Source organism: Burkholderia arboris (assembly GCF_038723655.1).
GTDB classification, from domain to species: Bacteria; Pseudomonadota; Gammaproteobacteria; order Burkholderiales; family Burkholderiaceae; genus Burkholderia; species Burkholderia arboris.
In genome coordinates this window covers 1,856,869-1,882,575 of record NZ_CP109822.1, presented here as the reverse complement: position 1 = coordinate 1,882,575, position 25,707 = coordinate 1,856,869, and the positions used below count along the sequence as shown (strand labels likewise).

Genomic DNA, 25,707 nt, shown 5'->3' with positions numbered 1-25,707 from the left:
CAGGCCGCTACATTACATGATCCTTTCCATGCCGACGCCTCGCGGAAACACGGGTTGCGCGGGTGCCGCCAAGCCGCCGCGCGCGGCCCCGACGCTGCGGCTCAGCGCTCGGCGGCGGAACGGTTGCCCGTCGCGAATCGCGCCTTGCCGACCCCGCTCCGTTCGCGAAAACCGACCACCACCGCCAGGAACGCGACGCTCGCGCCGACCGTGACGACGATCATCGGGTGCGGCGTACCGTCCGACAACCACGCCAGCACGCCGCCGCACGCGGCCGTGATCCCCATCTGGATAAAGAAGAACAGCCCCGACGCCGTGCCGGCGATTTTCGTGTACGGCTGCATCACCGCGAACTGGCAGGCCGGGATCGCGATCCCGACGGCGATCATCACGACGAACATCGGCACGACGAGGGCCGTGACCGCCATCGGCGCGACCGCGCCGCCGATCCACAGCACGGCGGCGCCGGCCAGATTGACGGCTGCCGCCGCCGCGATCACGGCATCGGCGTTCCAGCGCCTGCTGGTCCGCGCGAACGCGCTCGAGCCGATCAGGTAGCCGAGCACGGTCACGCCGAAAATCGCCGCATAGACCGGGCCGGACACGCCGATTTGCCGCTGGAACAGCGTCGACGACTCCGCAATGAACGGATAGTACGTGCAGTAAACGAAGCTGATCGCCAGCGAGTAACGCAGGAAACGGCGTTCGCGCAGCAGGCCCGCGTAGATCCGCACGAGCCCGGGGCCGGCCTGCGGCCCCGCATCGCGCTCGCGAGTCTCGGGCAGGTAACGCAGCACCATCGCGGTTGCGACCAGCCCGCCCGCCGCGAGCCACCCGAACACGCCGCGCCAGCCGAGCCACTCGGCAATGGCGCTGCCTGCCAGCGGCGCGACCACCGGCGACAGCGCCATGCCGGCCGAAATGTGGCCGAGCATCGTGGCCTGCGTCGCGGCCGGAAAGCGCTCGCGCACGATCACGCGCCCGATCACGGTGCCGCTGCAGCCGCCCAGCGCCTGGAACACGCGCGCGGCGATCAGCGCCGGGATGCTGGTCGACAGCGCGCAGGCGACACTCGCGACGACGTACAGGCCCAGGCCGCCGAGCAGCACGGGACGGCGGCCGTAGCGGTCGGACAACGGCCCCGACACCAGCATCGACAGTGCATAGCCGACCATGTAGAGGGTCAGCGTCAGCTGCAATTGGGCGTCGGTGCCATGCAGCGCGTCCGCCATCGCGGGCAGCGACGGCAGATACGCATCGATCGTGACGCGCGGCAGGCACACGACGAGCATCAACAGGAACAGCCAGCCCCATTGGGCCAAGGAACGCGTCTTCATGCGATAAGTCCGTTTCAGTCCGGATGGATGGGATCGATCGCAATTTATGAGGAAAGTGATATAAGCTGAAGGGCCATTAAATCCACCATTGACTGGACCACTATGCCGCGAGGCAAAGCCGCGATTCCGCTTGATCTGCCGCGCCCCGCCGGGTTGTCGGCCGGCAGTCCGCAATCGAAACAGGAGTGCATCGCCGACACGATTCGCGATGCGATCCTGAAGCGCCTGCTGCCCGGCGACAGCCCGCTGCCGTCCAGCCGGACGCTGGCCGCGCGCTGGGACATCGCGCGCGGCACCGTCGAAGCGGCTTACGACATCCTGTGCGCCGAGGGCTACATTGCGCGCACGCAAGGGTCCGGAACGCGGGTCTGCGCGGTGGTGCCGGACAGCTATCTGCGCGCGGCCGCGCAGTCGCGCGACGGCCCCCCGCGCGTCACCGCGGAGTCCGTCGCGCCGGCCGCCGCCGAGCCTGAACATGGCGTGCGCCCGGGCGTCCCGTTCGTCGCGCGGCTCGCCGATCCCGGCCTGATGCCGATGCAGCAATGGAAGAAGGCACTCGGCGCGAGCCTGCTTGCCGCAACGGCTGACGACCTCGGGGCGACGCCGGCACAAGGCGTCGAGGGCCTGCGCAGCGAAATTGCCGCGTACCTGCGGGAATACCGCGGCATCCCGTGCGAAGCCGGCGACATCTTCATCACGACCGGCATCCGGAACGCGATCGATCTCGTCGCGCGCACGCTGCTCACGCCCGGCTCGACGGTCCTGATGGAAGATCCCGGCTACGCGTCGGCCTGGCAGATTTTCACGATCGCGGGGGCGACCGTGATCGACGTGCCGGTCGATCGCGAGGGGATCGACGCCGCGGCGCTGGACCGCTATCCCGATGCGTGTGCCGCTTACGTGACACCGGCCCATCAGGCGCCGCTCGGCATCACGATGTCGGTATCGCGCCGCCTCGAGCTGCTCGACCGGGCGCAGCGCCACCGCACGTGGATCATCGAAGACGACTACGACGGCGAATTCAGCTACCAGACCGCCCCGCTGCCCGCGCTGAAATCGCTCGACGCGTGCGATCGCGTGATCTACTGCGGCTCGTTCAACAAGACGCTGTTTTCGGGGCTGCGTATCGGCTTCATGGTCGTGCCGGAAGCATTGCGGCCGGCGCTGTCGGCCGTGTGGCACGCGACTGCGCGCGCGGTCGGCGTGGCCCCCCAGCTGGCGCTCGCCCGCTTCATCGCAAACGGCGATTTTGCGAAGCACCTGCGCGCCGCCCGCCATGCGTACCGCCAGCGTCGCGACATCGTGCTCGACCAGTTGGCGAAGCACGCCGGCGGGCGCTACACGGTGTCCGGCGAGCACGCGGGCTTTCATTTCGTGCTGTGGCTGCCGCCCGGGATCGACGACGCGACCTGTGTCGCACAGGCCCGCGCGGCCGGCGTCGCGTTGCAGCCGATCCGCGAATTCTGTCGCAGCGCCCGGCGCGAAGCGGGCGTCGTCGTCGGGTATTCCGCGCTGACCGCCGCGCACGCGCGGCATGGCGGCCGCCTCCTCGGCAAGCTGCTGGCCGCCGCCGCGTAGCCCGCCGCCAACAAGGGCGTCCGCGCCCGCCTGCGCACCGCTTTCTTCCCCTGTCGAACCGTGCCGCGCGCCGCGAAACCCGCGGCCGCCGCCGCTTCGACCTCGGGAAATCCATGACACAAACGACACGATTGTGAACCGGAATGAAAGCAGGCTGAAAGTGCCTCGCAATTAACATCCGCGTCACTCGAACAACACTATGCGTAACTGGAGGAAGACATGCCGTTTGCACCGAAGCACCTCGCCGCCGCGCTGGCGATCGTCCTGGGCACTGCCGCCGGCAGCGCCGTCGCGCAGGTTCCGGCCGGGTATCCGGGTAACTACCAGGGCGTGATCGACGCCGCGAAGAAGGAAGGCAAGCTGATCGTCTACTCGACGACCGATACGGGCCTCGTGCGTCCGCTGCTCAAGGACTTCGAAAGCCTGTACGGCGTGAAGGTCGAGTACAACGACATGAACAGCACCGAGCTGTACAACCGCTACATCAGCGAGAACGCGGCAAGCAGCACCAGCGCCGACGTGCTGTGGAGCTCGGCGATGGACCTGCAGGTGAAGCTCGTCAACGACGGCCTGATGGCGTCGTACGATTCGCCCGAAAGCCCGAACGTGCCGCAATGGGCGCAGTACCAGAAGCAGGCGTACGGCACGACGTTCGAGCCGCTCGCGATCGTCTACAACAAGCGCCTGATCCCCGAGAACGAAGTGCCGACGACGCGCGCCGACCTGATCAAGCTGCTCACCACGCAGGCCGACAAGTTCAAGGGCAAGGTCACGACCTACGACATCGAGAAATCGGGCGTCGGCTTCAACTACCTGACGCAGGACGCGCACGTGAACGAGAAGGTCACGTGGGAGCTCGTGAAGGCGATCGGCGCGACCGGCCCGAAGCTGCAGTCGAGCACCGGCGCGATGATGGAACGCATCTCGTCGGGCGAGAACCTGATCGGCTACAACATCATCGGTTCGTATGCCTATGCGAAGGCGAAGAAGGACAAGTCGATCGGCTACGTGTTTCCGAAGGACTACACGCAGGTCGTGAGCCGCCTCGCCACCGTGTCGAAGAAGGCGAAGAACCCGAACGCCGCGAAGCTGTGGGTCGACTACCTGCTGTCGAAGCGCGGCCAGACGCTGATCGCGAACCAGGCGAACCTGTACGCGATCCGCGCGGACGTGAGCGGCGAAACGTCGGCCGCCAGCCTCACGAAGGAACTCGGCGATTCGCTGAAGCCGATCCAGATCGGCACCGGCCTGCTCGTCTATCTCGACCAGTCGAAACGCCTCGCCTTCCTGAAGCAATGGCAGCAGGCGATCAAGCGCTGATCCGCTGACTGCCGGCCGCCCGCCGCACATCGCGCGGGCGGCCCCTTCCCCTTACCGACTTCCTTGAGGCGGCCATCCGGATGGCCGCAGGGGCGAACTCATGCTTTCAACCAGCACACGCGGCACGGCACCGGCCGTTCCACCCGCCACCGGCCCGCGCGACGCGATTCCCGCGCTGCCGGTCAACAGCCTGCAGCCGCTCGCCGGCATGCTGCGCTGGATCGTCGTCGCGGTACTGACCATCGCGGTCGCACTGCCGCTCGGCTTCATCCTGTTCCAGAGCCTGCTGTCCGCGCCGTTCTTCGACGCGAACAAGACGCTCGGCATCGAAGGCTTCCGCTTCATCTTCAGCGATCCCGACTTCTGGTCGGCGGTGAAGAACTCGTTCATCATCGCCGGCGGGATGCTGTTCATCTCGATCCCGCTCGGCGGCATCCTCGCGTTCCTGATGGTGCGCACCGACCTGCCCGGCCGCCGCTGGCTCGAACCGCTGCTGCTCACGCCCGTGTTCGTGTCGCCGATGGTGCTCGCGTTCGGCTACGTGGTCGCGGCCGGCCCGGTCGGCTTCTACTCGGTGTGGTTCAAGGAACTGTTCGGGGTGCAGAACGTGCCCTGGAACGTGTATTCGATCTTCGCGATCACGGTCATCGTCGGCCTCACGCACGTGCCGCACGTGTACCTGTATTCGTCGGCCGCGCTGCGCAACCTCGGCTCGGACGTCGAGGAAGCCGCGCGGGTGACGGGCGCCCGCCCGTTCCGCGTCGCACTCGACGTGAGCCTGCCGATGACGATGCCCGCACTGCTGTTCGCCGGCGTGCTCGTGTTCTTCCTCGGCTTCGAGGTATTCGGGCTGCCGCTCGTGCTCGGCGATCCGGAAGGCCACCTCGTGCTCGCGACCTACCTGTACAAGCTGACCAACAAGCTCGGCGTGCCGTCGTATCACCTGATGGCCGCGGTCGCCGTGTGCATCGTCGCGATCACGTTCCCGCTCGTGCTGCTGCAGCGCCGCCTGCTGAAAACCGCGAACCGCTTCGTCACCGTGAAGGGCAAGGCCGGCCGCGCGACGGTGCTGCCGCTCGGCGTGTGGCGCTGGGTCGCGCTCGCGATCGTCGCGCTGTGGCTGATGCTGACCGTGATCGTGCCGATCTCCGGCATCGTGCTGCGCGCGTTCGTGACCAACTGGGGCGAAGGCGTCGCGCTCGCCGAGGTGCTGACGCTGTCGAACTTCGTCGAACTGTTCGAACAGGACAACCTGGTGCGCGCGATCGTCAACACGCTCGGCATCGGCGTGATCGGCGGCGCGCTCGCGATCGGCTTCTACTCGCTCGTCGCGTTCGCCGGCCACCGCCGCCCCGACTGGGCGACCAGGCTGCTCGACTACCTCGTGCTGCTGCCGCGCGCGGTGCCCGGCCTGCTCGCCGGCCTCGCGTTCCTGTGGATCTTCCTGTTCGTGCCGGGCCTGCGCGAGCTGAAGAACTCGATGTGGAGCATCTGGATCGCGTACACGGTCGTGTGGCTCGCATACGGGATGCGCCTCATCCAGAGCGCGCTGCTGCAGGTCGGCCCCGAGCTCGAGGAAGCCGGCCGCAGCGTCGGCGCGACGCGCAGCCGCGTATCGCTCGACGTGACGCTGCCGCTCGTGCGCTTCGGCCTGCTCGCCGCGTGGCTGCTGATCTTCATGATCTTCGAGCGCGAATACTCGACGGCCGTCTACCTGCTGTCGCCCGGCACCGAAGTGATCGGCGCGCTGCTCGTGTCGCTGTGGGCGACCGGCGCCGTCGACCAGGTTGCCGCGCTTTCTGTCATCAACATCGCGATGGTCGGCGCCGGTCTCGGCGTGGCCCTGCGCTTCGGAGTGAAACTTCATGGATAAGCTCATCGTCGACGACCTGCATCTCAGCTACGGCGCCAATCCGATCCTCAAGGGCGTGTCGTTCGAACTGAAGGCCGGTGAAGTCGTGTGCCTGCTCGGCGCGTCGGGCAGCGGCAAGACCACGCTGCTGCGCGCGGTGGCCGGCCTCGAACAGCCGTCCGACGGCCGTATCCAGCTCGACGACCGCGTGTTCTTCGACGGCGCGCGGCGCGTCGACCTGCCCGTCGAGCAGCGCTCGCTCGGCCTCGTGTTCCAGTCGTACGCGCTGTGGCCGCACCGCACCGTCGCCGACAACGTCGGCTACGGGCTGAAGTTGCGCCGCGTCGCCCCGGCCGAACAGAAGCGCCGCGTGCAGAGCGCACTCGACCAGCTCGGCCTCGGCCATCTCGCGGAACGCTTTCCGCACCAGCTGTCGGGCGGCCAGCAGCAGCGCGTCGCGATCGCACGCGCGCTCGTCTACAACCCGCCGGTGATCCTGCTCGACGAGCCGCTGTCGAACCTCGACGCGAAGCTGCGCGAGGAAGCGCGTGCGTGGCTGCGCGAGCTGATCGTGTCGCTCGGGCTGTCGGCCCTGTGCGTGACGCACGACCAGACCGAGGCGATGGCGATGTCCGACCGCATCCTGCTGCTGCGCAACGGCCGCATCGAGCAGGAAGGCACGCCGGCCGAGCTGTACGGCGCGCCGCGCTCGCTGTACACGGCCGAGTTCATGGGCAGCAACAACCGGATCGACGCGCGTGTCGCGGCGATCGACGGCGAATGCGTGACGCTCGCCGGCGACGGCTGGGAGCTGCGCGCCCTCGCCCGCGACACGCTCGCGCCGGGCCAGGACGCGCAGGCCGTGATCCGTCTCGAACGCGTGCAGGTCACCGACGGCCCGGGCGCGAACCGGCTGCAGGCCGACCTCGTCACGTCGATGTATCTCGGCGACCGCTGGGAATACCTGTTCCATTGCGGCGACATGCGCCTGCGCGCGTTCGGCCACGTACCGCGCGCGGCCGGCAAGCACTGGATCGAATTCCCGACCAACGACTGCTGGGCGTTCGCGAAAGCGGGCTGACCCGGTCGCGGCGGCCCACGTGCCGCCGCGCATGCACGCCGCGCGCATCCCGCCATGCGATGACACGCCTGTCCGGCGGACGCCTGGCCGCGTCCGCCGCGGCCGGTTGCGCGCCGCCCCCGTTTCACCCCACCCACAAGAAACAAGGAGACACCGTCAATGAAGTCACGCGCAGAACGCTCCCTTCGCGCCGCCGTCCTGACCGGATCGGCCGCCGTCGCCGGCCTCGCGGCAGGCGCCGCGCACGCGCAGTCGTCGGTCACGATGTACGGGATCATGGACGCCGGCATCGAATACACGAACCATGCGGCGCCGGAAGGCGGCAGCTCGGTCAAGCTGAAGTCGGGCAACAAGAACACGTCGCGCTGGGGCTTGCGCGGCGTCGAGGATCTCGGCGGCGGATTGAAGGCCGTGTTCCGCCTCGAAAGCGGGATCGACCTCGCGAACGGCGCATTCGACGACGGCCCCGACTCGATCTTCGCGCGCCGCGCGACGGTCGGCCTGAAAAGCAAATGGGGCGAACTGACGCTCGGCCGCAACTACACCGTCACGTACGACTACATGCTGCCGTTCGACCCGATGGGTTACGCGCAGAACTATTCGTGGGCCACGTCGTCGATGGCGACGGGCGGCCGCAAGGACGGCATGTTCACGCGCTCGTCGAACGCGGTGCGCTACGACGGCGAGTTCAGCGGCTTCAAGTTCGGCGCGATGTACGGCTTCGGCAACGTGCCGGGCAGCATGAAGACCAGCTCGAAATACGACTTCGCGGTCGGCTACGAGAAAGGCCCGTTCGCGGCGGTCGTCACGTTCGACCGGCAGAACGGCGCGGCCGACAGCGTCACGCCGGCCGATACCGTCAACTATATCCAGGGCATCCACGCGGGCCTGAGCTACGACTTCGGCAACCTGAAGACGATGGCCGGCTATCGCAACTACAAGCGCACGTTCCACACCACGGCGGCGAACCAGTTGAGCGACACGTACTGGCTCGGCGGGTCGTATCAGTTCACGCCGGCGTTCTCGCTGATCGCGGCCGTCTATCACCAGAACATCAAGGGGGGCAGCGATGCCGATCCGACGCTGGTGTCGATGCGCGCGAACTACGCGCTGTCGAAGCGCACGGTGCTTTACGCGGCAGGCGCGTTCGCGATCGCGAAACATGACCAGAAGGTCGGCGTGTCGCGCGATTTCGCGGGCTACGGCACCACGCAGGTCGGTGTCACGGCGGGGATTCAGCAGCGCTTCTGACGCCGGCTCGACGGGCGGCAGCGGTCGGCCGCCCGTTCTTCACGCCACGCGCGGCGGCATGACGGCGAACGGCCGATCGCTGCCGCGCAGCTCGCCACCCCGCGCCGTCTCCGGCTGGCGGCGTTTCGATACGCCGCTCACTCACTGCGCATCGTGAACACCGGGCGCACGAGACTGTTTGCTTCGCTCCAGTGCTCGCCGACCGCCGACAGCGGCACCGTGCGCGTGCCGATCGCGAAGCCCGCCGGCCCGGCCGCATCGAACACGCCGCGCACCGACGCCAGCAAGCGCGGCAGCGACACGCTGCCGAGGCCGCTGCCCATCAGTTCAATGGCAGTCGCACGCAGTACCGCGCCCGGCAGCAACACGTCCGCACCGCCGATCGAGCCGATCTGCACGAAACGCAGCCGCCGACCATCAGGCGTCGCCTTCGCGGCGGCAACCAGCAGCGTCTGCGCGCTGGCCCCCCACAGATAGTCGAGCACGACATCCACGCCTTCACGGAAATGCGGTTCGAGCGCCCGTGCCAGATGTGCGTCGTCCTGTTGCAACGACACGACGGCATCCGCACCGGCATTCAGTAGCCCCTGCAACACCGCCGCATTGCGGCCCGTCGCGATCACCTTTGCGGCGCCGAGATGTTTCGCGATCCGCACCGCCAGCCGCCCCGACGTCCCGGTTGCGCCATTGACGAGCACCGTCTCGCCCGCGACGAGCCGCGCGCGTTCGGTCAGCGCCGCCCACGACGACATCCCGGGAATCGCAATCGCCGCAGCCGTGACGTCGTCGAGCGTATCCGGCAACGGCACGCACTGCGTATCGGGCGCGATCGTGCGTTCGGCCAGCGCGCCGAACGGCGCGGCAGCGCCGAAGAAGTAGACGCGTTGACCATCGTCGAGGCGGCCGACACCGTCGACGCCGACGACGAACGGATAGTGTCCGTCCGACGAGTAATGCTGGCCGGACGCACGCGCCTGCGCGATCCGGCTCAATGCCGACGCCGTCACGTCGATCAGGCGGTGGCCCGGCATCGCGTGCGGCGCATCGAATTCCATATGAACGGGACGCTCGCCGGCGCCCGTCACGACTGCTGCTTTCATGGTGACTCCTTGAATCGGGGATCTCGATCGACTGATCCGGTGCGCATCAGCGTGCGTCGAGCCATGCGCGCAGCGCGGGATCGCGGACTTCGAGCACGTCGAACAGGCCGAGCGCCCGCAGTGCGGGCAACGCGTCGATCGCGTCGGCCTCCGCGCGCGCCCGGTCGGCGGGTGCTGCGCTCGGGTCGATCAACACACGCGCGTTGACCAGGAACGCGCCGACGGTGCCCTTGCGGATCGTCGTTCCGCCGATCGTCATCCGGTCGGTCTGGTCGGGAAGCATCTGTTCGGCTCGCATCGCGTCGTACTCCGGTTGTCATCGATGGACGCAGTGTAGGCGTGCGAAGCCGGCCGATCTCCGGTATAACAGCCATTCGATACCGATTTCCGGCCATGTCCGATCCGCTCCTGCCCGCCCGATTCATCACGTCCGACGACGGCCCGTTCGTGGTCGCCGCCGTGCTGTCGCAACGCGACCCGCGCGTGACAGCCGCGCATTCGCATGCGCGCGGCCAGCTCGTCGGCGCGCTGAGCGGGCTGGTGACGATCGGTCTCGACGATCAGGACTGGGTCGTGCCGGCGATCCACGCGATCTGGATTCCGCCGCATTGCCGGCATTCGCTGCGCTCGTTCGGGCCGATTGCCGGCTGGTCGGCGTTCATCGCCGAGGCGCGCTGCGCGGCGCTGCCGGCCACGCCGCGCGCGATCCGCACGACGCCGCTGCTGCGCGAAGCCGTGCAGCGCGCGGCAAGCTGGGGCGATTCGGAACTGGACGCCGCGCAGACGCGGATCGCCGACGTGATCCTCGATGAAATCGCGGCGTCGGAGGTCGAGGCGCTGGGGCTGGTACGGCCGCAGGATCCGCGGCTCGTGAAGATCACCGATGCGCTGGCCGCGGATCTCGCGGACAACCGGCGGCTGGAGGAATGGGCCGAATGGGCCGGCATCAGCGCACGGACGATGAGCCGCCGCTTCGTCGCCGAAACGGGGCTGACGTTCGCGCAGTGGCGTCAGCAGGCCAGGCTGCTGCGGGCGCTGGAGCGCATTGCCGACGGCGTGCCGGTGACGACGATCGCGCTCGATCTCGGGTACGACAACGTGAGCGCATTCATCGACATGTTCCGGCGTGCGCTGGGAACGACGCCGGGAAGATATATGGAGGCGGGACGGCGCACGGAAGAATAAGTGCAGCGATGCACGGCGGAAGGCGGACCGTTCGACAGGTCGAACCCTGCCTCCCGCCGCCGCGTCAATACGTGCCGTCGCCCTGCTTCACGGCCTCCCCGCCGTTCCCCTTGAACTGCGCGGCCAGCCGCTCCGCGCTTCTCGCGAGCAGCGTCGTATCGACACCGACCGCGACGAACCGCGCACCCGCTGCCAGGTAACGCCGCGCGGCCGTTTCATCGGCACTGAGGATGCCCGGCGCCTTGCCGGCCGCCTTGATTGTCCGGATCGCGCCGTCGATCGCGGCCTGCACGTCCGGATGCCCCGGATTGCCGAGATGCCCGAGGTCCGCGGCGAGATCGGCCGGCCCGATGAACACGCCGTCGACCCCCTCGACCCGCGCGATCGCATCGATTGCATCGAGCCCCGCCCGCGTCTCGACCTGCACGAGCACGGCCATTTCGTCGTTCGCGCGATGCAGATAGTCGCCGACACGATTCCACCGCGACGCACGCGCCAGCGCACTGCCGACGCCGCGAATCCCGTGCGGCGGGTAACGCGTCGCGGCCACGGCCGCGCGCGCTTCGTCGGCGCTCTGCACCATCGGCACGAGCAGCGTCTGCGCGCCGAGGTCGAGCACCTGCTTGACGATCACCGGATCGTTCCACGGCACGCGCACGACCGGATGCGACGGGTACGGCGCGATCGCCTGCAGCTGCGCGAGGATCGTCGGCACCGTGTTCGGCGCATGCTCGCCGTCGATCAGCAGCCAGTCGAAACCGGCGCCCGCGACGACTTCGGCACTGTACGGATTCGCGAGCCCGAGCCACAGCCCGACCTGCGCATCGCCGCGTGCCAGCGCGGCCTTGAACACATTCGACGGAATCTGCATCGTTCGCTCACCTCACTCGAAATAGCACTGGATCGTCCCGAGCGGGCCGTAGTCGACGCTGAACGTGTCGCCCGAGCGCGCCGCGCACGGCCGTGTGAACGAGCCGCCGAGCACGATCTGCCCGGGTTCCAGCGCGACGTCGAAGCGCGACAGCCGGTTCGCGAGCCACGCGACGCCGTTCGCCGGATGGTTCAGCACGCCGGCCGCGACCCCCGTTTCCTCGACCACGCCGTTGCGCGACATGATCGCCGCGACCCAGCGCAGGTCGACGTCCTGCGGCCGCACCGGCCGGCCGCCGATCACGACGCCCGCGTTCGCCGCGTTGTCGGCGATCGTGTCGAACACCTTGCGCGGCCGTTTCGTATCGGGGTCGATCGACTGGCTGCGCGCGTCGATGATCTCGAGCGCCGGCACGACGTAGTCGACCGCGTCGTACACGTCGAAGATCGTGCAGTTCGGGCCGGTGAGCCGCTTGCCGAGCACGAACGCGAGCTCGACCTCGACGCGCGGCACGATGAAGCGGCCGGTCGGGATCGTGCCGCCGTCTTCGAAGAACATGTCGTCGAGCAGTGCGCCGTAGTCGGGCTCGTCGATCTGCGACGTGTTCTGCATGGCCTTCGACGTCAGGCCGATCTTGTGCCCCTTCAGCGTGCGGCCTTCCGCGAGCTTGAGGGTCACCCACGCGCGCTGGATCGCATACGCGTCGTCGATCGTGATGTCGGGATGGTCGAGCGAGATCTGGCGGATCTGCTTGCGCTCGCGCTCGGCGTCGTGCAGACGCTGCGCGAGCTGGTCGATGATGGCGGGTTCGAGCATGGTCGGATCGGGAATGGGGTTCAGCCGGCCCGCTTGTAGCGGGCGTGAATGTTGTTGTGCTTGTACGAGCCGCTTTCGCTGAACTCGGTCAGTTCCATCGACAGCGCGAGGGTGCGTTGCGCGTACAGTTCGGCGAAATGCAGCTTGATCGCGTCGAACAGCGCGTCGCACGCGGCCTTCTTCTGCGCGTCGGTGCGGCCCGAGCCGATCTTCAGCGTCACGTGGACGAACGCGTCGTCCTCCGTGCCGTCGGCGACGCAGTAGTCCTGCAGTTCGATCGCGCGCGAACGGATGCCGCCGGTCGGGAACACGCCGCCCTGCGCGATCAGCGTCGCGTTGATCGTGCGCAGCAGCGCGGGAATGCGCGCGTCGTCGCGGATGTTCGCGGTGTATTCGACGACGATGTGTGGCATGGAAAACCTCCGGTCGGATGTCGGGTGCGCGGCGCTCAGGACAGCGGGAAGATCGCGTTGATCTGCCCGGTGCCCGAACTCGCGAAATAGTCGGTGACGATCTCGACGGGCTTGTCGTAGCGGTCCCAGCCGAGCAGCCCGAGCAGCATCGCCGTATCGTGCATCCCGCCTTCGCCGTGGCAGTGCGTGTTGTACTCGGGCAGCATCGCGCAGAAGGTCTTGAAATCGCCCTGCTTCCACAGCTCGACCACGCGCAGGTCGACCTGCCGGAAGAATTCGCGGCTGATCTGGTGGATCGATTCCTCGGGGCTGCCGTTGTCGTTGAAGCGGTGCGACAGCGAACCGCTCGCGAGAAACGCGACGTTCGAATCGCTCTGCTCGATCGCTTCGAGCAGCGCCTCGCCGAAGCGGCGGCTTTCGTCGAGCTGGTGCCACATGCACCAGCCGGCGATCGACACGACCTTGAAATGCTGGTCGGCGTTCATGTAGCGCATCGGCACCAGCGTGCCGTATTCGAGTTCGAGGCTGTCGATCTCGTGCGCGCGCGTCGCGATGCCGCGCCCGGTCGCCGTCTCGGCGATCAGCCGGCCGAGCGCCGGATTGCCCGGATACGCGTACTGCATGTCGCGGATGAAATGCGGCAGCTCATTGCTCGTGTAGGTGCCCGAGAACCGGGCATTGCAGTTCACGTGATAGCCCGCGTTGACGAGCCAGTGCACGTCCGACACGACGATCGTGTCGACGCCGAGCGCACGGCAGCGCTCGCCGATCAGCTGGTGGCCGCGGATCGCCGCCTCACGGCAGCCGTGATGCTTGCCGGGCAACTCCGACAGGTACATCGACGGCACGTGCGTGATTTTCGCGGCGAGGGACAATTTGCCCATCGTTTAGTCTCCGTATGGTCTTTGCAGCGACTCGGCCCGCGCCCGTCACACGCCCCAGCGCGGGACGTGATGCGAACCCATCGAGATGCACACGTTCTTGATCTCCGCGAACACCTCGAAACTGTATTCGCCGCCTTCGCGCCCGGTGCCCGACTCCTTCACGCCGCCGAACGGCTGGCGCAGATCGCGCACGTTCTGGCTGTTCACGAACACCATCCCGGCCTCGATCCCGCGTGCCAGCCGATGCACCTTGCCGACGTCCTGCGTCCAGATGTACGACGCGAGGCCGTACGCCGTGTCGTTCGCGAGCCGCAGCCCGTCGTCTTCGTCCTCGAACGGGATGATGCAGGCGACCGGCCCGAAGATCTCTTCCTGCGCGATGCGCATCCGGTTGTCGACGTCGGCGAACACGGTCGGACGCACGAAGTTGCCGTTGCGCAGATGGTCGGGCAGCCCGGCCGGCTTGTCCGCGCCGCCCGCGACCACGCGCGCGCCTTCCTGCTCGCCGATGCGGATATAGCCCGTCACCTTCTCCCAGTGCTGGCGCGTGATCATCGCGCCGAGATTCGTGCCCGGATCGGCCGGATCGCCCACCACCAGGTTGTTCGCGCGGCGCGCGAATTCCTGCACGAAGCGATCGTAGATCGTGCGCTGCACGAAGATCCGCGATCCGGCGGTGCAGCGTTCGCCGTTGATCGAGAAGATCGTGAACAGCGACGCGTCGAGCGCGCGATCGAAATCGGCGTCGTCGAAGACCAGCACCGGCGACTTGCCGCCCAGCTCCATCGAATACTTCTTGAGACCGGCACGCTCCATGATGCGCTTGCCGGTGACGGTGCCGCCGGTGAACGACACCGCGCGCACGTCCGGATGCCGCACGAGCGCGTCGCCGGCGGTTGCGCCATAGCCCTGCACGACATTCAGCACGCCGGGCGGAATGCCGGCTTCAAGAGCGAGCCGGCCGAGCTGGTCGGCCGTCAGCGGCGACAGTTCCGACATCTTCAACACGGCCGTGTTGCCGAGCGCGAGGCACGGCGCCGTCTTCCACGTCGCGGTCATGAACGGCACGTTCCACGGCGACACCAGCGCGCACACGCCGACCGGCTGGTACAGCGTGTAGTTCAGCATCTGGTCGTCGACCGGATACGTGCGGCCGTTCATCTGCACGCATACTTCCGCGAAGAAGTTGAAGTTCTCGGACGCACGCGGAATCAGCTGCTTGCTCGTCTGCGCGATCGGCAGGCCCGTGTCCTGCGTCTCCAGCGCCGCGAGCATCGGCACGTTCTTCTCGATCAGCTCGCCGAGCTTGCGCATCAGCTTCGCGCGCTCCTTCGCGGGCGTGTTCGCCCATTTCGGAAACGCTTCCTTCGCCGCGCGCACGGCCGCGTCGACCTCGACCTCGCCGCCCGACGCGACGTCGGTGATGACGTCACCCGTCGCGGGGTTCAGCGTCGTGAAGGTTTCGCGGCTCTCCACTTCGCGGCCGCCGATCCAGTGCTTGATGGTCATGTGCTCTCCTTGGGCGACGGGCTCAGCCGGCGCGATAGTAGTCTGCTTCGCCGACGATCGTGTTCACGAGCCGGCCAATCCCTTCGATCTCGGTCACGACCTCGTCGCCCGGCTTCGTGTCCGCCAGCCCCTCGGGCGTGCCGGTCAGGATCAGGTCGCCCGGCGAGAGCGTCATGAAACCGCTGATGTGCTCGATCAGCGCCGGCACGTCGAAAATCATGTCGCGCGTGCTGCCGCGCTGCGTCTCCTGGCCGTTCACGGTCGTGCGCAGCATCAGGTCGCCTGCGTCGCCGATCTCGTCGCGGCTGACGAACCACGGCCCGAGCGGCGTGCAGGTGTCGCGGTTCTTCACGCGCAGGTTCGGGCGGTAGTAGTTCTCGAGATAGTCGCGGATCGCGTAGTCGTTCGCGACCGTATAGCCGGCCACGTAGTCGATCGCCTGCGCACGGCCCACGTTGCGCGCGGGCCGGCCGATCACGACGGCCAGTTCGCACTCGTAGTGCATGTGCGTCGCGTCCGCCGGGCGCACGGTGCGCGATCGGTGGCCGACGAACGTGTTCGGCCCCTTCAGGAAGATCAGCGGCTCGCTCGGCGCCTTGAACGCGAGTTCCTTCGCGTGGTCGGCATAGTTCAGGCCGAGCGCGAACGTCGTGCGCGGCGCGACGGGCGGCAGCCACGCCACCACGTCCTCGGCGACCGTGCGCCCCGTATCGAGGCGGATCATGCCGTCGCCGGCCGGTTCGGCCGCATGCAGTGCGCCGTTGTAGATCACGCGCGCCGTCTTCATCGTGCTTCCTCCGCAACCAGCGTATGCCGCAGCGTGCCGATGCCGGCGGCTGAAATCTCGATCGTGCTGCCCGCGCGGGCGCGCGGTGCGCCGCCCGCGACGCCGAGCAACAGCACGTCGCCCGCGTCGAACGACATGAACGCCGTCACCTCGGCGATCAGCTCGCGCACCGGGCGGACCAGCGTCGCGGTCGATCCGGACACCGCCACCTCGCCGTCGATCCACACGGTCAGGCCGATCGCGTCGACATCGCCGAGCGCGGCGGCCGGCACGATGGCCGGGCCCAGCGGGCAGAAGCCGTCACGGCACTTGAAGCGCACGGCCGGACGGTAGTAATCGGGATGCGGCACCGAGACGTCGCTCGCGAGCGTGAAACCGTGCACGTAGTCGAGCGCCTGCTCGGCCGGCACGCGCGTCGCGCGCCGGGCAAACACGACGGCCACCGATGCGCCGATCTCGAGCGCATCGACGCCGGCCGGCACGACGACGGCCGCACCGTCGGCCGCATGCGTGTTGGCAGGCTTGATATACAGGATCGGCGCCTGCGGCGGGCGGCCGTAAGGCGGTGCGTTCACGGCATCGCCGAGCGCGTCGAGCGCCGCGCGCTCGTTGAGCAGCGCCCCGTAGACGGTACCGATGGCGACCGGCAACGGCGGTGCCGCGGCGGTCGTGCAAGACAGCTCCATGCGTCATTCCCCTGCCGCGCGTCGCGGCGCATCGTCAATAGTTAACATCTTAAGTAAACAATCGGGCGCTGGCAACCTAGATTACCCTGAGATGCGAAATTCATCACCTTCGGCTGTTAAGATTGATGCGTCCCCGTCCTCTACCCACCCCGATGAACCGTACGCTCGACCATCGCAACCTGGCCATGCTGCTGCTCGAGGCCCGCGAAACGCTGATGGGTCTGTTTCGCCCCATTCTCAAGGAATTCGCGCTGACCGAACAGCAATGGCGGATCATCCGCGTGCTCGACGGCGAACCGGCGCATGCGCTCGAAGCAGGACAGATCGCCAGGCGCTGCTGCATCCTGAGCCCGAGCCTCACGGGCGTGCTGGAACGGATGGAGCGCGACGGCCTGATCACGCGCACGCGCGCGCAGGAAGATCAGCGCCGGCTGCTGGTCAGCCTGACGCCGCAAAGCAGGAAACTGGTGACGGAAATCGGTCCGCGCATCGACGAGCAATACCGGCAGCTCGAGTCGCGCTTCGGCCAGGACGGCCTCGAAGACATCTACCGCGCGCTCGACCGGCTCATCGAGCTCGGCGGCAACGCGTGATGGCGGCGCCCGCTCCCGTCACGCACGGGAACGGGCACCGGCCCGGTGCGGGCGGTCAGTGCACCGCGCCGCGCATCAGCTCGGTCACGGCGACGCCACGCGACGTGCGCATGCATTCCTCGACGTAATCGATGAACGGCAACGGCTCGAAATCGATTTCGTCGCGTACGCGGCGGTTGTCGAACACGCGATCGACCGTCGCGAATTCCCCGCAGCGCTGCAGCGCCCGGCCGATCACGCGCTCGAGCGCCGGATCGGGCCGCCCGAGCACATCGCGCACCACGAGCGGCAGTTCGGCCGGCGCGCACGCCGCGTAGCGCGGCGCCCCCGTCATCCCCGCCGCCTCGTCCATCGCGCGCACGATCTGCGCGACCTGCGGCGCCTCGTCGCCGGCCGACACGTGATAGACGTCGTGCGCGAGCGTCGGCTTCACGGCCAGCAGCATCGTCGCGCGCGCCACGTCGTCCACCGACACGATGTCGATGCGCGTCATCGGCCGCGCGGTGAAGCGGCGCGCGGCATGCGCCAGCCGGAACATCCAGAACGAATTCGGCGCAGGCCGCGTGCCGAGCACCGTATGGCCGACCACGTGCGACGGCCGCACGACGACGAGCGGCAGCCCGAGCGCGCGCAGGCGCTGCTCCGTTTCCGCCTTCGCGTGCAGGTAGCCGGCCGCGAGCACCGCGCCCGGCAGGCCTTCGTCGTTGTGCGCCGTGTCGTTCAACGCGTCGCCCATCGCTTCCTCCTGCACGATCCCGCCGCGGCCCGCATGCGCATAGGCCGTGCCAACGTACACGAAGCGCTGCAGGCGCGGCGCGCGTGCAAAGCGTTCGGCGAAGTGCACCGCATCGGCGATGTCGGCCTGCAGGTGCGCGCCGTCTGCGGGCGATGCATGGCCCGCGCAGTGAATCACATGCGTCGCGCCGGCGAGGCGCGGTGCATCGGCGCCGCGCCATACGTCGCCGAGCGCGCCGACGATCACGTTCGCGTCGGTCAGACGCGATGCCCAATACGGCGCGAGCCCGGCGCGCAATGCCGCTTCGCGCAGCCGCGCGACGGCATGGCCGCGGTCCTGCGCACGCACGACGCAGACGATGCGGTCGAGCAGCCCAGCATTCACGAGCGCCGTCAGCACGGTACTGCCGATGAAGCCGGTCGCGCCGGTCAGCACCAGCCGTCCGACGTTCGCCGCCGCGACCGGTGCGCTGGCCGGCGACACGAGGCTCGTCCGCCAGTTAAGCGACAACGCGGTTTTCCAGATCAGCACGATAGTCTCCTTCGAAGAATCGGCCGGGCGGCGCGGCACCCGCGGTTGCGGGCTGCGCACGGCACACCGGCCGGGCCGGGGCTGACGCGCGCCCTGGCAGCCCCGATCGGGCGTGCGGCCTGCGATCGCGTCGATCGCGCTCTGGCACGAGGTGGCGGCAGCCGCCGCGGACGGGCGTCCGCGGCACCGGATCGGGAAGTTCCCAGTGTGGGGCCCGACCGAATGCAAGTCTGTCCCGAAAGTTTCGTGAAAGTGTGCCGATTTGTACGCGATTGTCGGAGTGTGTCAGGCCGGCCGCACCGTCAACACGCTGAAACATCCGTCCGGGCAGCGTCCGGACCCGGTCTTGCCACATCCGTCGGCACCGTGTCCGGCGGCATATCGCGCGCGACAGATCGACGCGCCCCGCCGCCATGTCATCCCATGTCTCGCGCACCATCGACGGGCGCATCGGCGGAACGGCCGCCCGTGATGCCCGTCACTGCGCAAGCCTCCGGAATGACCACGAATCGTCAGACGTCGTTTCATCTGAAACCGCAATAGACTCAATACGGACTTATTGCGGATTAACACTTGCGTTTCACACCAGTCTATCTAGACTGATCAAGTCAAAACGGTCCAATGTGTCATTTTCTAGGAGACGATCACAATGCGCCTCACCATTCGGATTAATGGCAGCGAATCGGCAACCCGGCATTCCTTCGCGGTACTGTGGGTCGACACCGACGAGGGGCTGTGGTCGCGCGAGGCACATCAGGGCATCGATCTTCCGACCTGGGGCAAGGTCCGCGACGTCGAGGGCGCAATGGCGCTCTGCGCGGCCGACAGCGGGAACGCCGTGTGCCAGTTGAAGGGGCTGTCGTTCGACGCGACCCAGCGCGAACAGGGCCCCGCCGTGCTCGCCGGCGATCATGCCGGTGCGTGGCGGCTGCAGGAAATCGATCGCTGCACGACCCAGCCGGAATACCGCGAGTTCATTTCCGTTGCACGATAGTATTTATTGACGTGAATCGTCTGCGGTTTTCGGGTTTATTCCGGTCTCGGTAATATTCATTTCGATATTCAGTATTAACGACGCCCCTTTTCGGGGCGTTTTTCATTTTCTGGCATAAAGAAATAATCGAGGCCCGGGCAATTGATCGCGCTGCGCCGACGGCCGCGATCGACCGGCGCCGGCATCCGCATACGCTGATCGACGCGCGGCCGGACGCTCGCCTCATCGCCTGCCGCGGCACCGACATCCCGCGTTCCCCGCGCCGTTCCTGCCCCCGTTTCCGCGTACGGCCGAATCGCCGTTTAACGTTTTTTCACGGGGCCGGAACACACTTTCCCCACACGGTGTTTACTCATTTATTACAATCGCATTATCCAGACTGATTTGCCGCCGCCCGGCGGCCTGACCCGGCCATTGCATGAGCGTGAAAAAGAAGACCCACCCCGCCGATCCGTACGCGGCTGCGACCAAGAATCCGATGCTCGCGTCGCGCCTGCCGATGTGGCGCTCGAGGTTCATCGTGGTCATCGTGTTCCTCGCGTTCGCCGCGCTGATCGCGCGGGCTTTCTGGGTGCAGGTCGCGAACCAGGATTTCTACGTCGGCCAGGGCCAGAAGCGCTACCAGCGCACGATCGAGCTGGATGCAATGCGCGGGCGCATCGTCGACCGCAACGGTGCGATGCTCGCGGTCAGCCTGTCGACCTATGAAATCTGGGCGAACCCGAAACAGGTCGCCGATACCGACTACCCGCAGATCGCGAAGCTGCTCGACATGCCGCTCGTCGAGGTGAAGCGGCGGCTCGGCAACGAGAAGACCTTCGTGCTCCTCAAGCGGCAGGTCGACGCCGATACCGCGGGCCGCCTCGACAAGCTCGCGATCGACGGCATCACGCAGATCGCCGATTCGAAGCGCTTCTATCCCGAAGGCGAATCGGCCGCGCACGTGGTCGGCTTCACGAACGTCGAGGACAAGGGCCAGGAAGGCGTCGAGCTCGCGGCGAACGCCCGCCTGCAAGGCACGTCCGGGCAGCGCGAAGTGATCCGCGACCGGCTCGGCCGCATCGTGTCGGATACGCGCCCGCTCGTCCCCGCGCAGCACGGCGCGACGATCGAACTGACGATCGACCGCCGGATCCAGCAGCTCGCGTACAGCCAGCTCAAGGCGGCCGTGGTCGAGAACAACGCGGAGGCCGGCAGCGTCGTCGTGCTCGACGCGCAGAACGGCGAAATCCTCGCGCTCGCGAACTACCCGACTTTCGACCCGAACGACCGCGCGCGCCTCACCGGCCAGCAATTGCGCAACCGCGCGGTGATCGACACGTTCGAGCCGGGCTCGACGATCAAGCCGCTCGTCGTCGCGCTGTCGATCGACGAACGCAAGGTCACGCCGAACACGATCATCAACACGTCGCCGGGCACCTACAAGATCGGCCCGGCCGTGATTCACGACACGTCGAACCACGGGTCGCTGACCGTCTCGCAGGCGCTGCAGAAGTCGAGCAACGTCGCGCTCGCGAAACTCGCACTGAACCTGCCCGCCGAAACGATCTGGAACAAATACCAGGAGTACGGGATCGGCCGCGCGCCGGAACTGACGTTCCCGGGTGTCGCGTCGGGCCGGCTGCGCGGCTACAAGCGCTGGCGGCCGATCGAGCAGGCGACGATGGCGTACGGCTACGGGCTGTCGATGTCGCTGCTGCAGATCGCGCAGACCTACACGGCCTATGCGGGCGACGGCACGCTGCACCCGGTGTCGCTGCTGAAGAACGGCACCGACCAGCAGACGATCGACGCGCATCGCGGCCACCGCGTGACGTCGCCGCAGACGGCCGCGTCGATCCGCTCGATGCTCGAGATGGCGGTCGGCGAAGGCGGCACGGGGCGCCGCGCGCGCGTCGACGGCTACCGGATCGGCGGCAAGACCGGTACCGCGCGCAAGCAGGTTGGCGCGACCTATGCAAAGGGCAAGTACCGCGCGCTGTTCGCGGGGATGGCGCCGATGAGCAACCCGCGCCTGATCGTCGCGGTGATGATCGACGAGCCGCGCGGCAAGGGCTACTACGGCGGCACGGTGGCCGGCCCGGTATTCGCGTCGGTCACGAGCGGCTCGCTGCAACTGCTCGGCGTGCCGCCCGATGCACCCGTCGAGCCCGAGAAGAATGCGCCGGCGAAGGCTGCTGCGCCGCAGAAGACGGTGGCTGCGCCGAAGGCGGCGGCCCCGGCCAGGACGGCCGTCTCGCAGAAACCGGCCCCGCTCAGGACGGCCGCGCACGCTGCGACGGCTGCGCCGGCGAAGACTGCTGCCGCAAGCTGAAGAAGCCGCTCGGGCGATGCTGCATGCGCGTCGCCCGCTCCCTCCTCGCCCCCGCTCTCATCCCACTTTCTAGGAATGCGCCGCATTATTTGAGCGTTCCCGCCGCGTCCTCCTACAATTTTTGCGCGCCGCAGGCGGCCTTGCCTGCGCGCCCGACTACAAAAACGGAGAGAGACGCATGCGATTCCACTGGAAAACGCTCGTGCTGGCTACCGCGAGCGTCACGCTGCTGGGCGGCGCCCCGGCCCGGGCCGCCGATGCCACCGACGTGAAAATCGGCTTCCTCGTCAAACAGCCGGACGATCCGTGGTTCCAGGACGAATGGCGCTTCGCCGAGCAGGCCGCGAAGGAAAAACACTTCACGCTGATCAAGATCGCGACGCCGAGCGGCGAGAAAGTATCGACCGCGCTCGACAGCCTCGCCGCGCAGAAGGCGCAAGGCGTGATCGTCTGCGCGCCCGACGTGAAGCTCGGCCCCGGCATCGCGGCAAAAGCGAAACGCGCGGGGATGAAGCTGATGTCGGTCGACGACCAGCTCGTCGACGGCCACGGCGCGCCGCTCCCGGGCGTGCCGCACATGGGCATCTCCGCGTACAAGATCGGCCAGCAGGTTGGTCAGGCGATCGCCGACGAGACCAGGCGGCGCGGCTGGAACCCGGCCGAAGTGGGCATTATCCGGATTGCCTACGACCAGTTGCCGACCGCGCGCGAACGCACGGCCGGCGCGGTCGATGCGCTGAAGGCCGCCGGATTTCCGGCCGCGAACGTGATAGACGCGCCCGAAATGACTGCCGATACCGAAGGCGCGTTCAACGCGGCCAACATCGCGCTCACCAAGCATGCGAACTTCAAGCGCTGGGTCGCGTTCGGCTCGAACGACGATACGACGGTCGGCGCAGTGCGCGCCGCCGAGGGGCGCGGGATCGGCGCGGACGCGATGGTCGCGGTCGGCATCAACGGCAGCCAGGTCGCGCTCAACGAATTCGCGAAGCCGAAACCGACCGGTTTCTACGGTTCGATCCTGCTGAATCCGCGCCAGCACGGCTACCAGACGAGCATCGACATGTATGACTGGATCACGAAGAACCAGGCGCCGCCGCCGCTCGTGCTGACGTCCGGCACGCTGATCACGCGCGACAACGAGAAGCAGGCGCGCGCCGCGCTCGGCCTGTGAGCCTGTACCAGGAGCCGACATGACACGCACTACCCTCGTGACGGGCGCCGCCGGCGGCATCGGCCAGGCGCTGTGCCGTACCTTTCTTGCTGCCGGCGACCGCGTGCTCGCGCTCGATCGCGACCGCGCGGCGCTGGACCGCTTCATCGATACGCTCGGCGACGCGCGCGCGACACCGGTCGTCGACGACCTGACCGACGCCGAACGGCTGCGCTCGGTGCTCGAAGCCCATCCGCCGGCCGACGTGCTGGTCGCGAACGCGGGCACGGCCGCATCGACCACGCTGCGCGACACGACGCCCGCCAGCTGGCGCACCGATCTCGATGCGAACCTGACGGCCACCTACGTGAGCGTCGAGGCCGTGCTGCCCGCCATGCGCGCGAACCGGCGCGGCGCGATCGCGATCATCGGTTCGGTGAACGGCGTGCACGCGCTCGGGCATCCGGCCTACAGCGCGGCGAAGGCCGGGCTGATCAGCTACACGAAATCACTCGCGATCGAATACGGCCGCGACGGCGTGCGCGCGAACATCGTGCTGCCGGGCACGGTGAAGACGCCCGCCTGGGAAGCGCGCGTGCAGCGCAACCCGCAGGTGTTCGAGCAATTGAGGAAGTGGTATCCGCTCGACGATTTCGCGACGCCCGACGACGTCGCGCAGGCCGCGCTGTTCCTGTGCTCGCCGGCCGCGCGGATCATCACCGGCGTCGCGCTGCCGGTGGACGGCGGCCTGCTGGCCGGCAATCGCGTGATGGCGCAGGAACTGACGCTCGAGACGTTTTACTGAGCGATCGTGAAGCGGCCCGCAGGGCCAGCGGCCGCCCGGGCCGCCGCGCCCTGCCCGATACGCGGCCCGATACGCGGCGCGATGCCGCGCGCCATCAGTGCGCGGCCGCGACCGGCTTCACCATCCGGCCGAGCACGTGCTCGGTCATCCCGCGTGCGAGTTCGGTCTCGCCCATGAATACGGTGCCGATTCCTTCGTGCGACAGCAGCGCGGCCTCGTCGCCGCTGTTCGTGCACAGCACGACCTCGAGCGTCGGGTTGAGCGTGCGCGAGATCTCGACGATCTGCCGCACGTCGAACACGTCGGGCAGCGTGACGACCAGCATCCCGGCGCGCGCGATATGCGCCTGCACGAGCACGATCGGCTCGATCGCATCGCCCGATACGGCCGCAATGCCGTCCGCGCGCAGCTTCTCGACGAGTTCGCGATTCTGCTCGACGACGACGTACGCGATCCCGCGCTCGTCCAGCGCATGTGCGATCCGTGTGCCGACCTTGCCGTAGCCGACGATCACGACCTGCCCGGTCAGGTGCGTCTGCGGCGTCGACATCGGCAGCGCGGCGAGCGGATCGTCGCGCGCCTCGAGTTTGCGCGCGAACGCGGAATGCTTGCGGATCCATGCGAGTGCGGGGTCGATCATCGCGAACAGCAGCGTGTTCATCGCGATCGAGATCAGCGCGACCGCGAGAATCAGGCTTTGCCCCTCGGCCGACAGCAGCCCGAGCGCCCGGCCCAGCCCCGCGAGGATGAACGAGAATTCGCCGATCTGCGCGAGGCCCGCGCCGACCGTCAGCGCGGTGTTCAGCGGATAGCGGAACGCAATCACGAGCGCGACGGCCGCGAGCGTCTTGCCGACCAGCACGATCGCCGCGACCTCGATCACGTGCAGCGGCTCGTCGAGCAGCACCTTCGGGTCGAACAGCATGCCGACCGAGATGAAGAACAGCACCGAGAACGCGTCGCGCAGCGGCAGCGTCTCGTCGGCCGCGCGCCGGCTGAATTCCGACTCGCGCATCATCATCCCGGCGAAGAACGCGCCGAGCGCGAACGACACGTCGAACAGCTTCGCCGCGCCGAACGCGATGCCGACCGCGGCCGCGATCATGCACAGCGTGAACAGCTCGCGCGAACCGGTGCGCGCGACGAGCCACAGAATGCGCGGGAACACGCGCTTGCCGACCACCAGCATCAGCGCGATGAATGCCGCGACCTTCAGCATCGTGACGCCGAGCGTGCCCCACACGCTGCCGCCGGCCGCCTGCGTATCGCCGGGCGGCGTGCCGCCGAGCAGCCCCGCGACGGGCGGCAGCAGCACCAGCACGAGCACCATCACGAGATCCTCGACGACCAGCCAGCCGACCGCGATGCGCCCGTTGACCGTCTCGACGAGCCCGCGCCCTTCCAGCGCGCGCAACAGCACGACGGTGCTCGCGACCGACAACGCGAGCCCGAACACGAGCGCCGCGCCGAGGCTCCAGCCCCACGTGAGCGCGAGCCCGCCGCCGAGCAGCGTCGCGACGGTAATCTGGACGACGGCGCCCGGCAGCGCGATCTTGCGCACCGCGAGGAGATCGCCGAGCGAAAAATGCAGGCCGACGCCGAACATCAGCAGCATCACGCCCACTTCCGCGAGCTGCTGCGCGAGCGACAGGTCGCCGACGAAACCGGGCGTGCCGGGGCCGATCACGATCCCGGCGAGCAGATAGCCGACGAGCGGCGGCATTTTCAGCAGCGACGCGAGGTAACCGAAGATCATCGCGAGACCGAAACCGGCCGCGAGCAACGCAATCAGGCTGACGTCATGAGGCATCCCCCCTCCCAAGTTCTTGTAACTATTTAGTAAGGTTCAAGAGTGAGAGGATAAGGGATGAGGCGGAAGAATGGCGCGCGGCCACGAAAATATCACGCGGC

The 25,707-nt window shown here is 67.9% G+C and carries 23 protein-coding genes; 11 read left to right on the top strand and 12 right to left on the bottom strand.

Annotation, left to right across the window (positions count from 1 at the left end; translation table 11 throughout):
• Nucleotides 1-101: 101 nt before the first annotated feature.
• Nucleotides 102-1,337 (bottom strand): multidrug effflux MFS transporter, encoded by a 1,236-nt coding sequence (locus OHZ10_RS25745; RefSeq protein ID WP_059240714.1) that lies wholly within the window; start codon nucleotides 1,335-1,337, stop codon nucleotides 102-104.
• A 102-nt stretch (nucleotides 1,338-1,439) separates the two neighbouring features.
• On the opposite strand from OHZ10_RS25745, the gene OHZ10_RS25740 reads away from it, so the two are divergent.
• From OHZ10_RS25740 to OHZ10_RS25720, 5 genes are all read left to right on the top strand, one after another.
• On the top strand, nucleotides 1,440-2,915 hold the full coding sequence (locus tag OHZ10_RS25740) for a PLP-dependent aminotransferase family protein (RefSeq protein ID WP_059240715.1): 1,476 nt from the start codon (nucleotides 1,440-1,442) through the stop codon (nucleotides 2,913-2,915).
• Between the two features lie 219 nt (nucleotides 2,916-3,134).
• A complete protein-coding gene (locus OHZ10_RS25735) occupies nucleotides 3,135-4,235 on the top strand; it encodes an ABC transporter substrate-binding protein (RefSeq protein ID WP_059240716.1) in 1,101 nt (366 codons plus the stop codon).
• 100 nt (nucleotides 4,236-4,335) lie between these two features.
• The gene (locus OHZ10_RS25730) at nucleotides 4,336-6,108 is read left to right on the top strand and encodes an ABC transporter permease (RefSeq protein WP_174991804.1); all 1,773 of its coding nucleotides are present in this window, start codon (nucleotides 4,336-4,338) and stop codon (nucleotides 6,106-6,108) included.
• Nucleotides 6,101-7,168: an ABC transporter ATP-binding protein gene (locus OHZ10_RS25725; protein ID WP_059240718.1), complete on the top strand. Its 1,068-nt coding sequence runs from the start codon at nucleotides 6,101-6,103 to the stop codon at nucleotides 7,166-7,168. The genes OHZ10_RS25730 and OHZ10_RS25725 overlap by 8 nt, the downstream gene beginning before the upstream one ends.
• A gap of 159 nt (nucleotides 7,169-7,327) precedes the next feature.
• Nucleotides 7,328-8,419: a porin gene (locus OHZ10_RS25720; protein ID WP_059240719.1), complete on the top strand. Its 1,092-nt coding sequence runs from the start codon at nucleotides 7,328-7,330 to the stop codon at nucleotides 8,417-8,419.
• 137 nt (nucleotides 8,420-8,556) lie between these two features.
• On the opposite strand, the gene OHZ10_RS25715 is transcribed toward OHZ10_RS25720, so the two are convergent.
• Nucleotides 8,557-9,519 (bottom strand): zinc-binding alcohol dehydrogenase family protein, encoded by a 963-nt coding sequence (locus OHZ10_RS25715; RefSeq protein WP_342704719.1) that lies wholly within the window; start codon nucleotides 9,517-9,519, stop codon nucleotides 8,557-8,559.
• 46 nt (nucleotides 9,520-9,565) lie between these two features.
• The gene (locus OHZ10_RS25710) at nucleotides 9,566-9,817 is read right to left on the bottom strand and encodes a hypothetical protein (RefSeq protein WP_059240721.1); all 252 of its coding nucleotides are present in this window, start codon (nucleotides 9,815-9,817) and stop codon (nucleotides 9,566-9,568) included.
• Nucleotides 9,818-9,912: 95 nt separating this feature from the next.
• Here OHZ10_RS25710 and OHZ10_RS25705 point away from each other — a divergent pair, with 95 nt between their 5' ends.
• On the top strand, nucleotides 9,913-10,704 hold the full coding sequence (locus OHZ10_RS25705) for a helix-turn-helix transcriptional regulator (protein ID WP_340625032.1): 792 nt from the start codon (nucleotides 9,913-9,915) through the stop codon (nucleotides 10,702-10,704).
• A 64-nt stretch (nucleotides 10,705-10,768) separates the two neighbouring features.
• Here the strand turns inward: OHZ10_RS25705 and hpaI are convergent, their stop codons facing one another.
• The 7 genes from hpaI to OHZ10_RS25670 are packed head-to-tail and all read right to left on the bottom strand — an operon-like array spanning nucleotide 10,769 to nucleotide 16,670.
• A complete protein-coding gene (hpaI, locus tag OHZ10_RS25700; RefSeq protein WP_059240723.1) occupies nucleotides 10,769-11,575 on the bottom strand; it encodes a 4-hydroxy-2-oxoheptanedioate aldolase in 807 nt (268 codons plus the stop codon).
• A 12-nt stretch (nucleotides 11,576-11,587) separates the two neighbouring features.
• A complete protein-coding gene (gene hpaH / locus OHZ10_RS25695; protein WP_059240724.1) occupies nucleotides 11,588-12,391 on the bottom strand; it encodes a 2-oxo-hept-4-ene-1,7-dioate hydratase in 804 nt (267 codons plus the stop codon).
• A 20-nt stretch (nucleotides 12,392-12,411) separates the two neighbouring features.
• Nucleotides 12,412-12,804, bottom strand: a complete 393-nt coding sequence (locus OHZ10_RS25690) for a 5-carboxymethyl-2-hydroxymuconate Delta-isomerase (protein WP_059240725.1) — start codon at nucleotides 12,802-12,804, stop codon at nucleotides 12,412-12,414.
• 35 nt (nucleotides 12,805-12,839) lie between these two features.
• On the bottom strand, nucleotides 12,840-13,688 hold the full coding sequence (hpaD, locus tag OHZ10_RS25685; protein WP_059240726.1) for a 3,4-dihydroxyphenylacetate 2,3-dioxygenase: 849 nt from the start codon (nucleotides 13,686-13,688) through the stop codon (nucleotides 12,840-12,842).
• A 45-nt stretch (nucleotides 13,689-13,733) separates the two neighbouring features.
• Complete coding sequence (gene hpaE / locus OHZ10_RS25680) at nucleotides 13,734-15,197, bottom strand: 5-carboxymethyl-2-hydroxymuconate semialdehyde dehydrogenase (RefSeq protein ID WP_174991808.1); 1,464 nt, start codon at nucleotides 15,195-15,197, stop codon at nucleotides 13,734-13,736.
• A gap of 22 nt (nucleotides 15,198-15,219) precedes the next feature.
• Nucleotides 15,220-15,984 carry a fumarylacetoacetate hydrolase family protein gene (locus OHZ10_RS25675; protein ID WP_174991809.1) on the bottom strand — a complete coding sequence of 255 codons (765 nt, stop codon included), beginning with the start codon at nucleotides 15,982-15,984 and terminating at the stop codon, nucleotides 15,220-15,222.
• A complete protein-coding gene (locus tag OHZ10_RS25670) occupies nucleotides 15,981-16,670 on the bottom strand; it encodes a fumarylacetoacetate hydrolase family protein (protein WP_340625035.1) in 690 nt (229 codons plus the stop codon). Before OHZ10_RS25670 ends, OHZ10_RS25675 begins: the two co-directional genes overlap by 4 nt.
• Nucleotides 16,671-16,822: 152 nt before the next feature.
• Between OHZ10_RS25670 and hpaR the strand changes: the two genes are divergently transcribed.
• On the top strand, nucleotides 16,823-17,263 hold the full coding sequence (gene hpaR / locus OHZ10_RS25665) for a homoprotocatechuate degradation operon regulator HpaR (protein WP_034179682.1): 441 nt from the start codon (nucleotides 16,823-16,825) through the stop codon (nucleotides 17,261-17,263).
• Nucleotides 17,264-17,318: 55 nt separating this feature from the next.
• On the opposite strand, the gene OHZ10_RS25660 is transcribed toward hpaR, so the two are convergent.
• On the bottom strand, nucleotides 17,319-18,530 hold the full coding sequence (locus OHZ10_RS25660) for an SDR family oxidoreductase (RefSeq protein ID WP_059240730.1): 1,212 nt from the start codon (nucleotides 18,528-18,530) through the stop codon (nucleotides 17,319-17,321).
• Nucleotides 18,531-19,179: 649 nt separating this feature from the next.
• Between OHZ10_RS25660 and OHZ10_RS25655 the strand changes: the two genes are divergently transcribed.
• The 4 genes from OHZ10_RS25655 (at nucleotide 19,180) to OHZ10_RS25640 (ending at nucleotide 23,796) form a co-directional block, all read left to right on the top strand.
• On the top strand, nucleotides 19,180-19,524 hold the full coding sequence (locus tag OHZ10_RS25655) for a DUF3564 family protein (RefSeq protein WP_059240731.1): 345 nt from the start codon (nucleotides 19,180-19,182) through the stop codon (nucleotides 19,522-19,524).
• 418 nt (nucleotides 19,525-19,942) lie between these two features.
• Nucleotides 19,943-21,838 carry a peptidoglycan D,D-transpeptidase FtsI family protein gene (locus tag OHZ10_RS25650; RefSeq protein WP_174991811.1) on the top strand — a complete coding sequence of 632 codons (1,896 nt, stop codon included), beginning with the start codon at nucleotides 19,943-19,945 and terminating at the stop codon, nucleotides 21,836-21,838.
• A 178-nt stretch (nucleotides 21,839-22,016) separates the two neighbouring features.
• Complete coding sequence (locus tag OHZ10_RS25645) at nucleotides 22,017-23,012, top strand: arabinose ABC transporter substrate-binding protein (protein ID WP_256086460.1); 996 nt, start codon at nucleotides 22,017-22,019, stop codon at nucleotides 23,010-23,012.
• 19 nt (nucleotides 23,013-23,031) lie between these two features.
• The gene (locus tag OHZ10_RS25640) at nucleotides 23,032-23,796 is read left to right on the top strand and encodes an SDR family oxidoreductase (protein WP_256086461.1); all 765 of its coding nucleotides are present in this window, start codon (nucleotides 23,032-23,034) and stop codon (nucleotides 23,794-23,796) included.
• Nucleotides 23,797-23,890: 94 nt separating this feature from the next.
• On the opposite strand, the gene OHZ10_RS25635 is transcribed toward OHZ10_RS25640, so the two are convergent.
• Nucleotides 23,891-25,606: a cation:proton antiporter gene (locus tag OHZ10_RS25635; RefSeq protein WP_059240735.1), complete on the bottom strand. Its 1,716-nt coding sequence runs from the start codon at nucleotides 25,604-25,606 to the stop codon at nucleotides 23,891-23,893.
• Nucleotides 25,607-25,707: the final 101 nt, after the last annotated feature.

Bases quoted from the DNA above. Each gene is read 5' to 3' on its own strand.
- OHZ10_RS25745 (WP_059240714.1), bottom strand. From the start codon at position 1,337: ATGAAGACGCGTTCCTTGGCCCAATGGGGCTGGCTGTTCCTGTTGATG.
- OHZ10_RS25740 (WP_059240715.1), top strand. From the start codon at position 1,440: ATGCCGCGAGGCAAAGCCGCGATTCCGCTTGATCTGCCGCGCCCCGCC.
- OHZ10_RS25735 (WP_059240716.1), top strand. From the start codon at position 3,135: ATGCCGTTTGCACCGAAGCACCTCGCCGCCGCGCTGGCGATCGTCCTG.
- OHZ10_RS25730 (WP_174991804.1), top strand. From the start codon at position 4,336: ATGCTTTCAACCAGCACACGCGGCACGGCACCGGCCGTTCCACCCGCC.
- OHZ10_RS25725 (WP_059240718.1), top strand. From the start codon at position 6,101: ATGGATAAGCTCATCGTCGACGACCTGCATCTCAGCTACGGCGCCAAT.
- OHZ10_RS25720 (WP_059240719.1), top strand. From the start codon at position 7,328: ATGAAGTCACGCGCAGAACGCTCCCTTCGCGCCGCCGTCCTGACCGGA.
- OHZ10_RS25715 (WP_342704719.1), bottom strand. From the start codon at position 9,519: ATGAAAGCAGCAGTCGTGACGGGCGCCGGCGAGCGTCCCGTTCATATG.
- OHZ10_RS25710 (WP_059240721.1), bottom strand. From the start codon at position 9,817: ATGCGAGCCGAACAGATGCTTCCCGACCAGACCGACCGGATGACGATC.
- OHZ10_RS25705 (WP_340625032.1), top strand. From the start codon at position 9,913: ATGTCCGATCCGCTCCTGCCCGCCCGATTCATCACGTCCGACGACGGC.
- hpaI (WP_059240723.1), bottom strand. From the start codon at position 11,575: ATGCAGATTCCGTCGAATGTGTTCAAGGCCGCGCTGGCACGCGGCGAT.
- hpaH (WP_059240724.1), bottom strand. From the start codon at position 12,391: ATGCTCGAACCCGCCATCATCGACCAGCTCGCGCAGCGTCTGCACGAC.
- OHZ10_RS25690 (WP_059240725.1), bottom strand. From the start codon at position 12,804: ATGCCACACATCGTCGTCGAATACACCGCGAACATCCGCGACGACGCG.
- hpaD (WP_059240726.1), bottom strand. From the start codon at position 13,688: ATGGGCAAATTGTCCCTCGCCGCGAAAATCACGCACGTGCCGTCGATG.
- hpaE (WP_174991808.1), bottom strand. From the start codon at position 15,197: ATGACCATCAAGCACTGGATCGGCGGCCGCGAAGTGGAGAGCCGCGAA.
- OHZ10_RS25675 (WP_174991809.1), bottom strand. From the start codon at position 15,984: ATGAAGACGGCGCGCGTGATCTACAACGGCGCACTGCATGCGGCCGAA.
- OHZ10_RS25670 (WP_340625035.1), bottom strand. From the start codon at position 16,670: ATGGAGCTGTCTTGCACGACCGCCGCGGCACCGCCGTTGCCGGTCGCC.
- hpaR (WP_034179682.1), top strand. From the start codon at position 16,823: ATGAACCGTACGCTCGACCATCGCAACCTGGCCATGCTGCTGCTCGAG.
- OHZ10_RS25655 (WP_059240731.1), top strand. From the start codon at position 19,180: ATGCGCCTCACCATTCGGATTAATGGCAGCGAATCGGCAACCCGGCAT.
- OHZ10_RS25650 (WP_174991811.1), top strand. From the start codon at position 19,943: ATGAGCGTGAAAAAGAAGACCCACCCCGCCGATCCGTACGCGGCTGCG.
- OHZ10_RS25645 (WP_256086460.1), top strand. From the start codon at position 22,017: ATGCGATTCCACTGGAAAACGCTCGTGCTGGCTACCGCGAGCGTCACG.
- OHZ10_RS25640 (WP_256086461.1), top strand. From the start codon at position 23,032: ATGACACGCACTACCCTCGTGACGGGCGCCGCCGGCGGCATCGGCCAG.
- OHZ10_RS25635 (WP_059240735.1), bottom strand. From the start codon at position 25,606: ATGCCTCATGACGTCAGCCTGATTGCGTTGCTCGCGGCCGGTTTCGGT.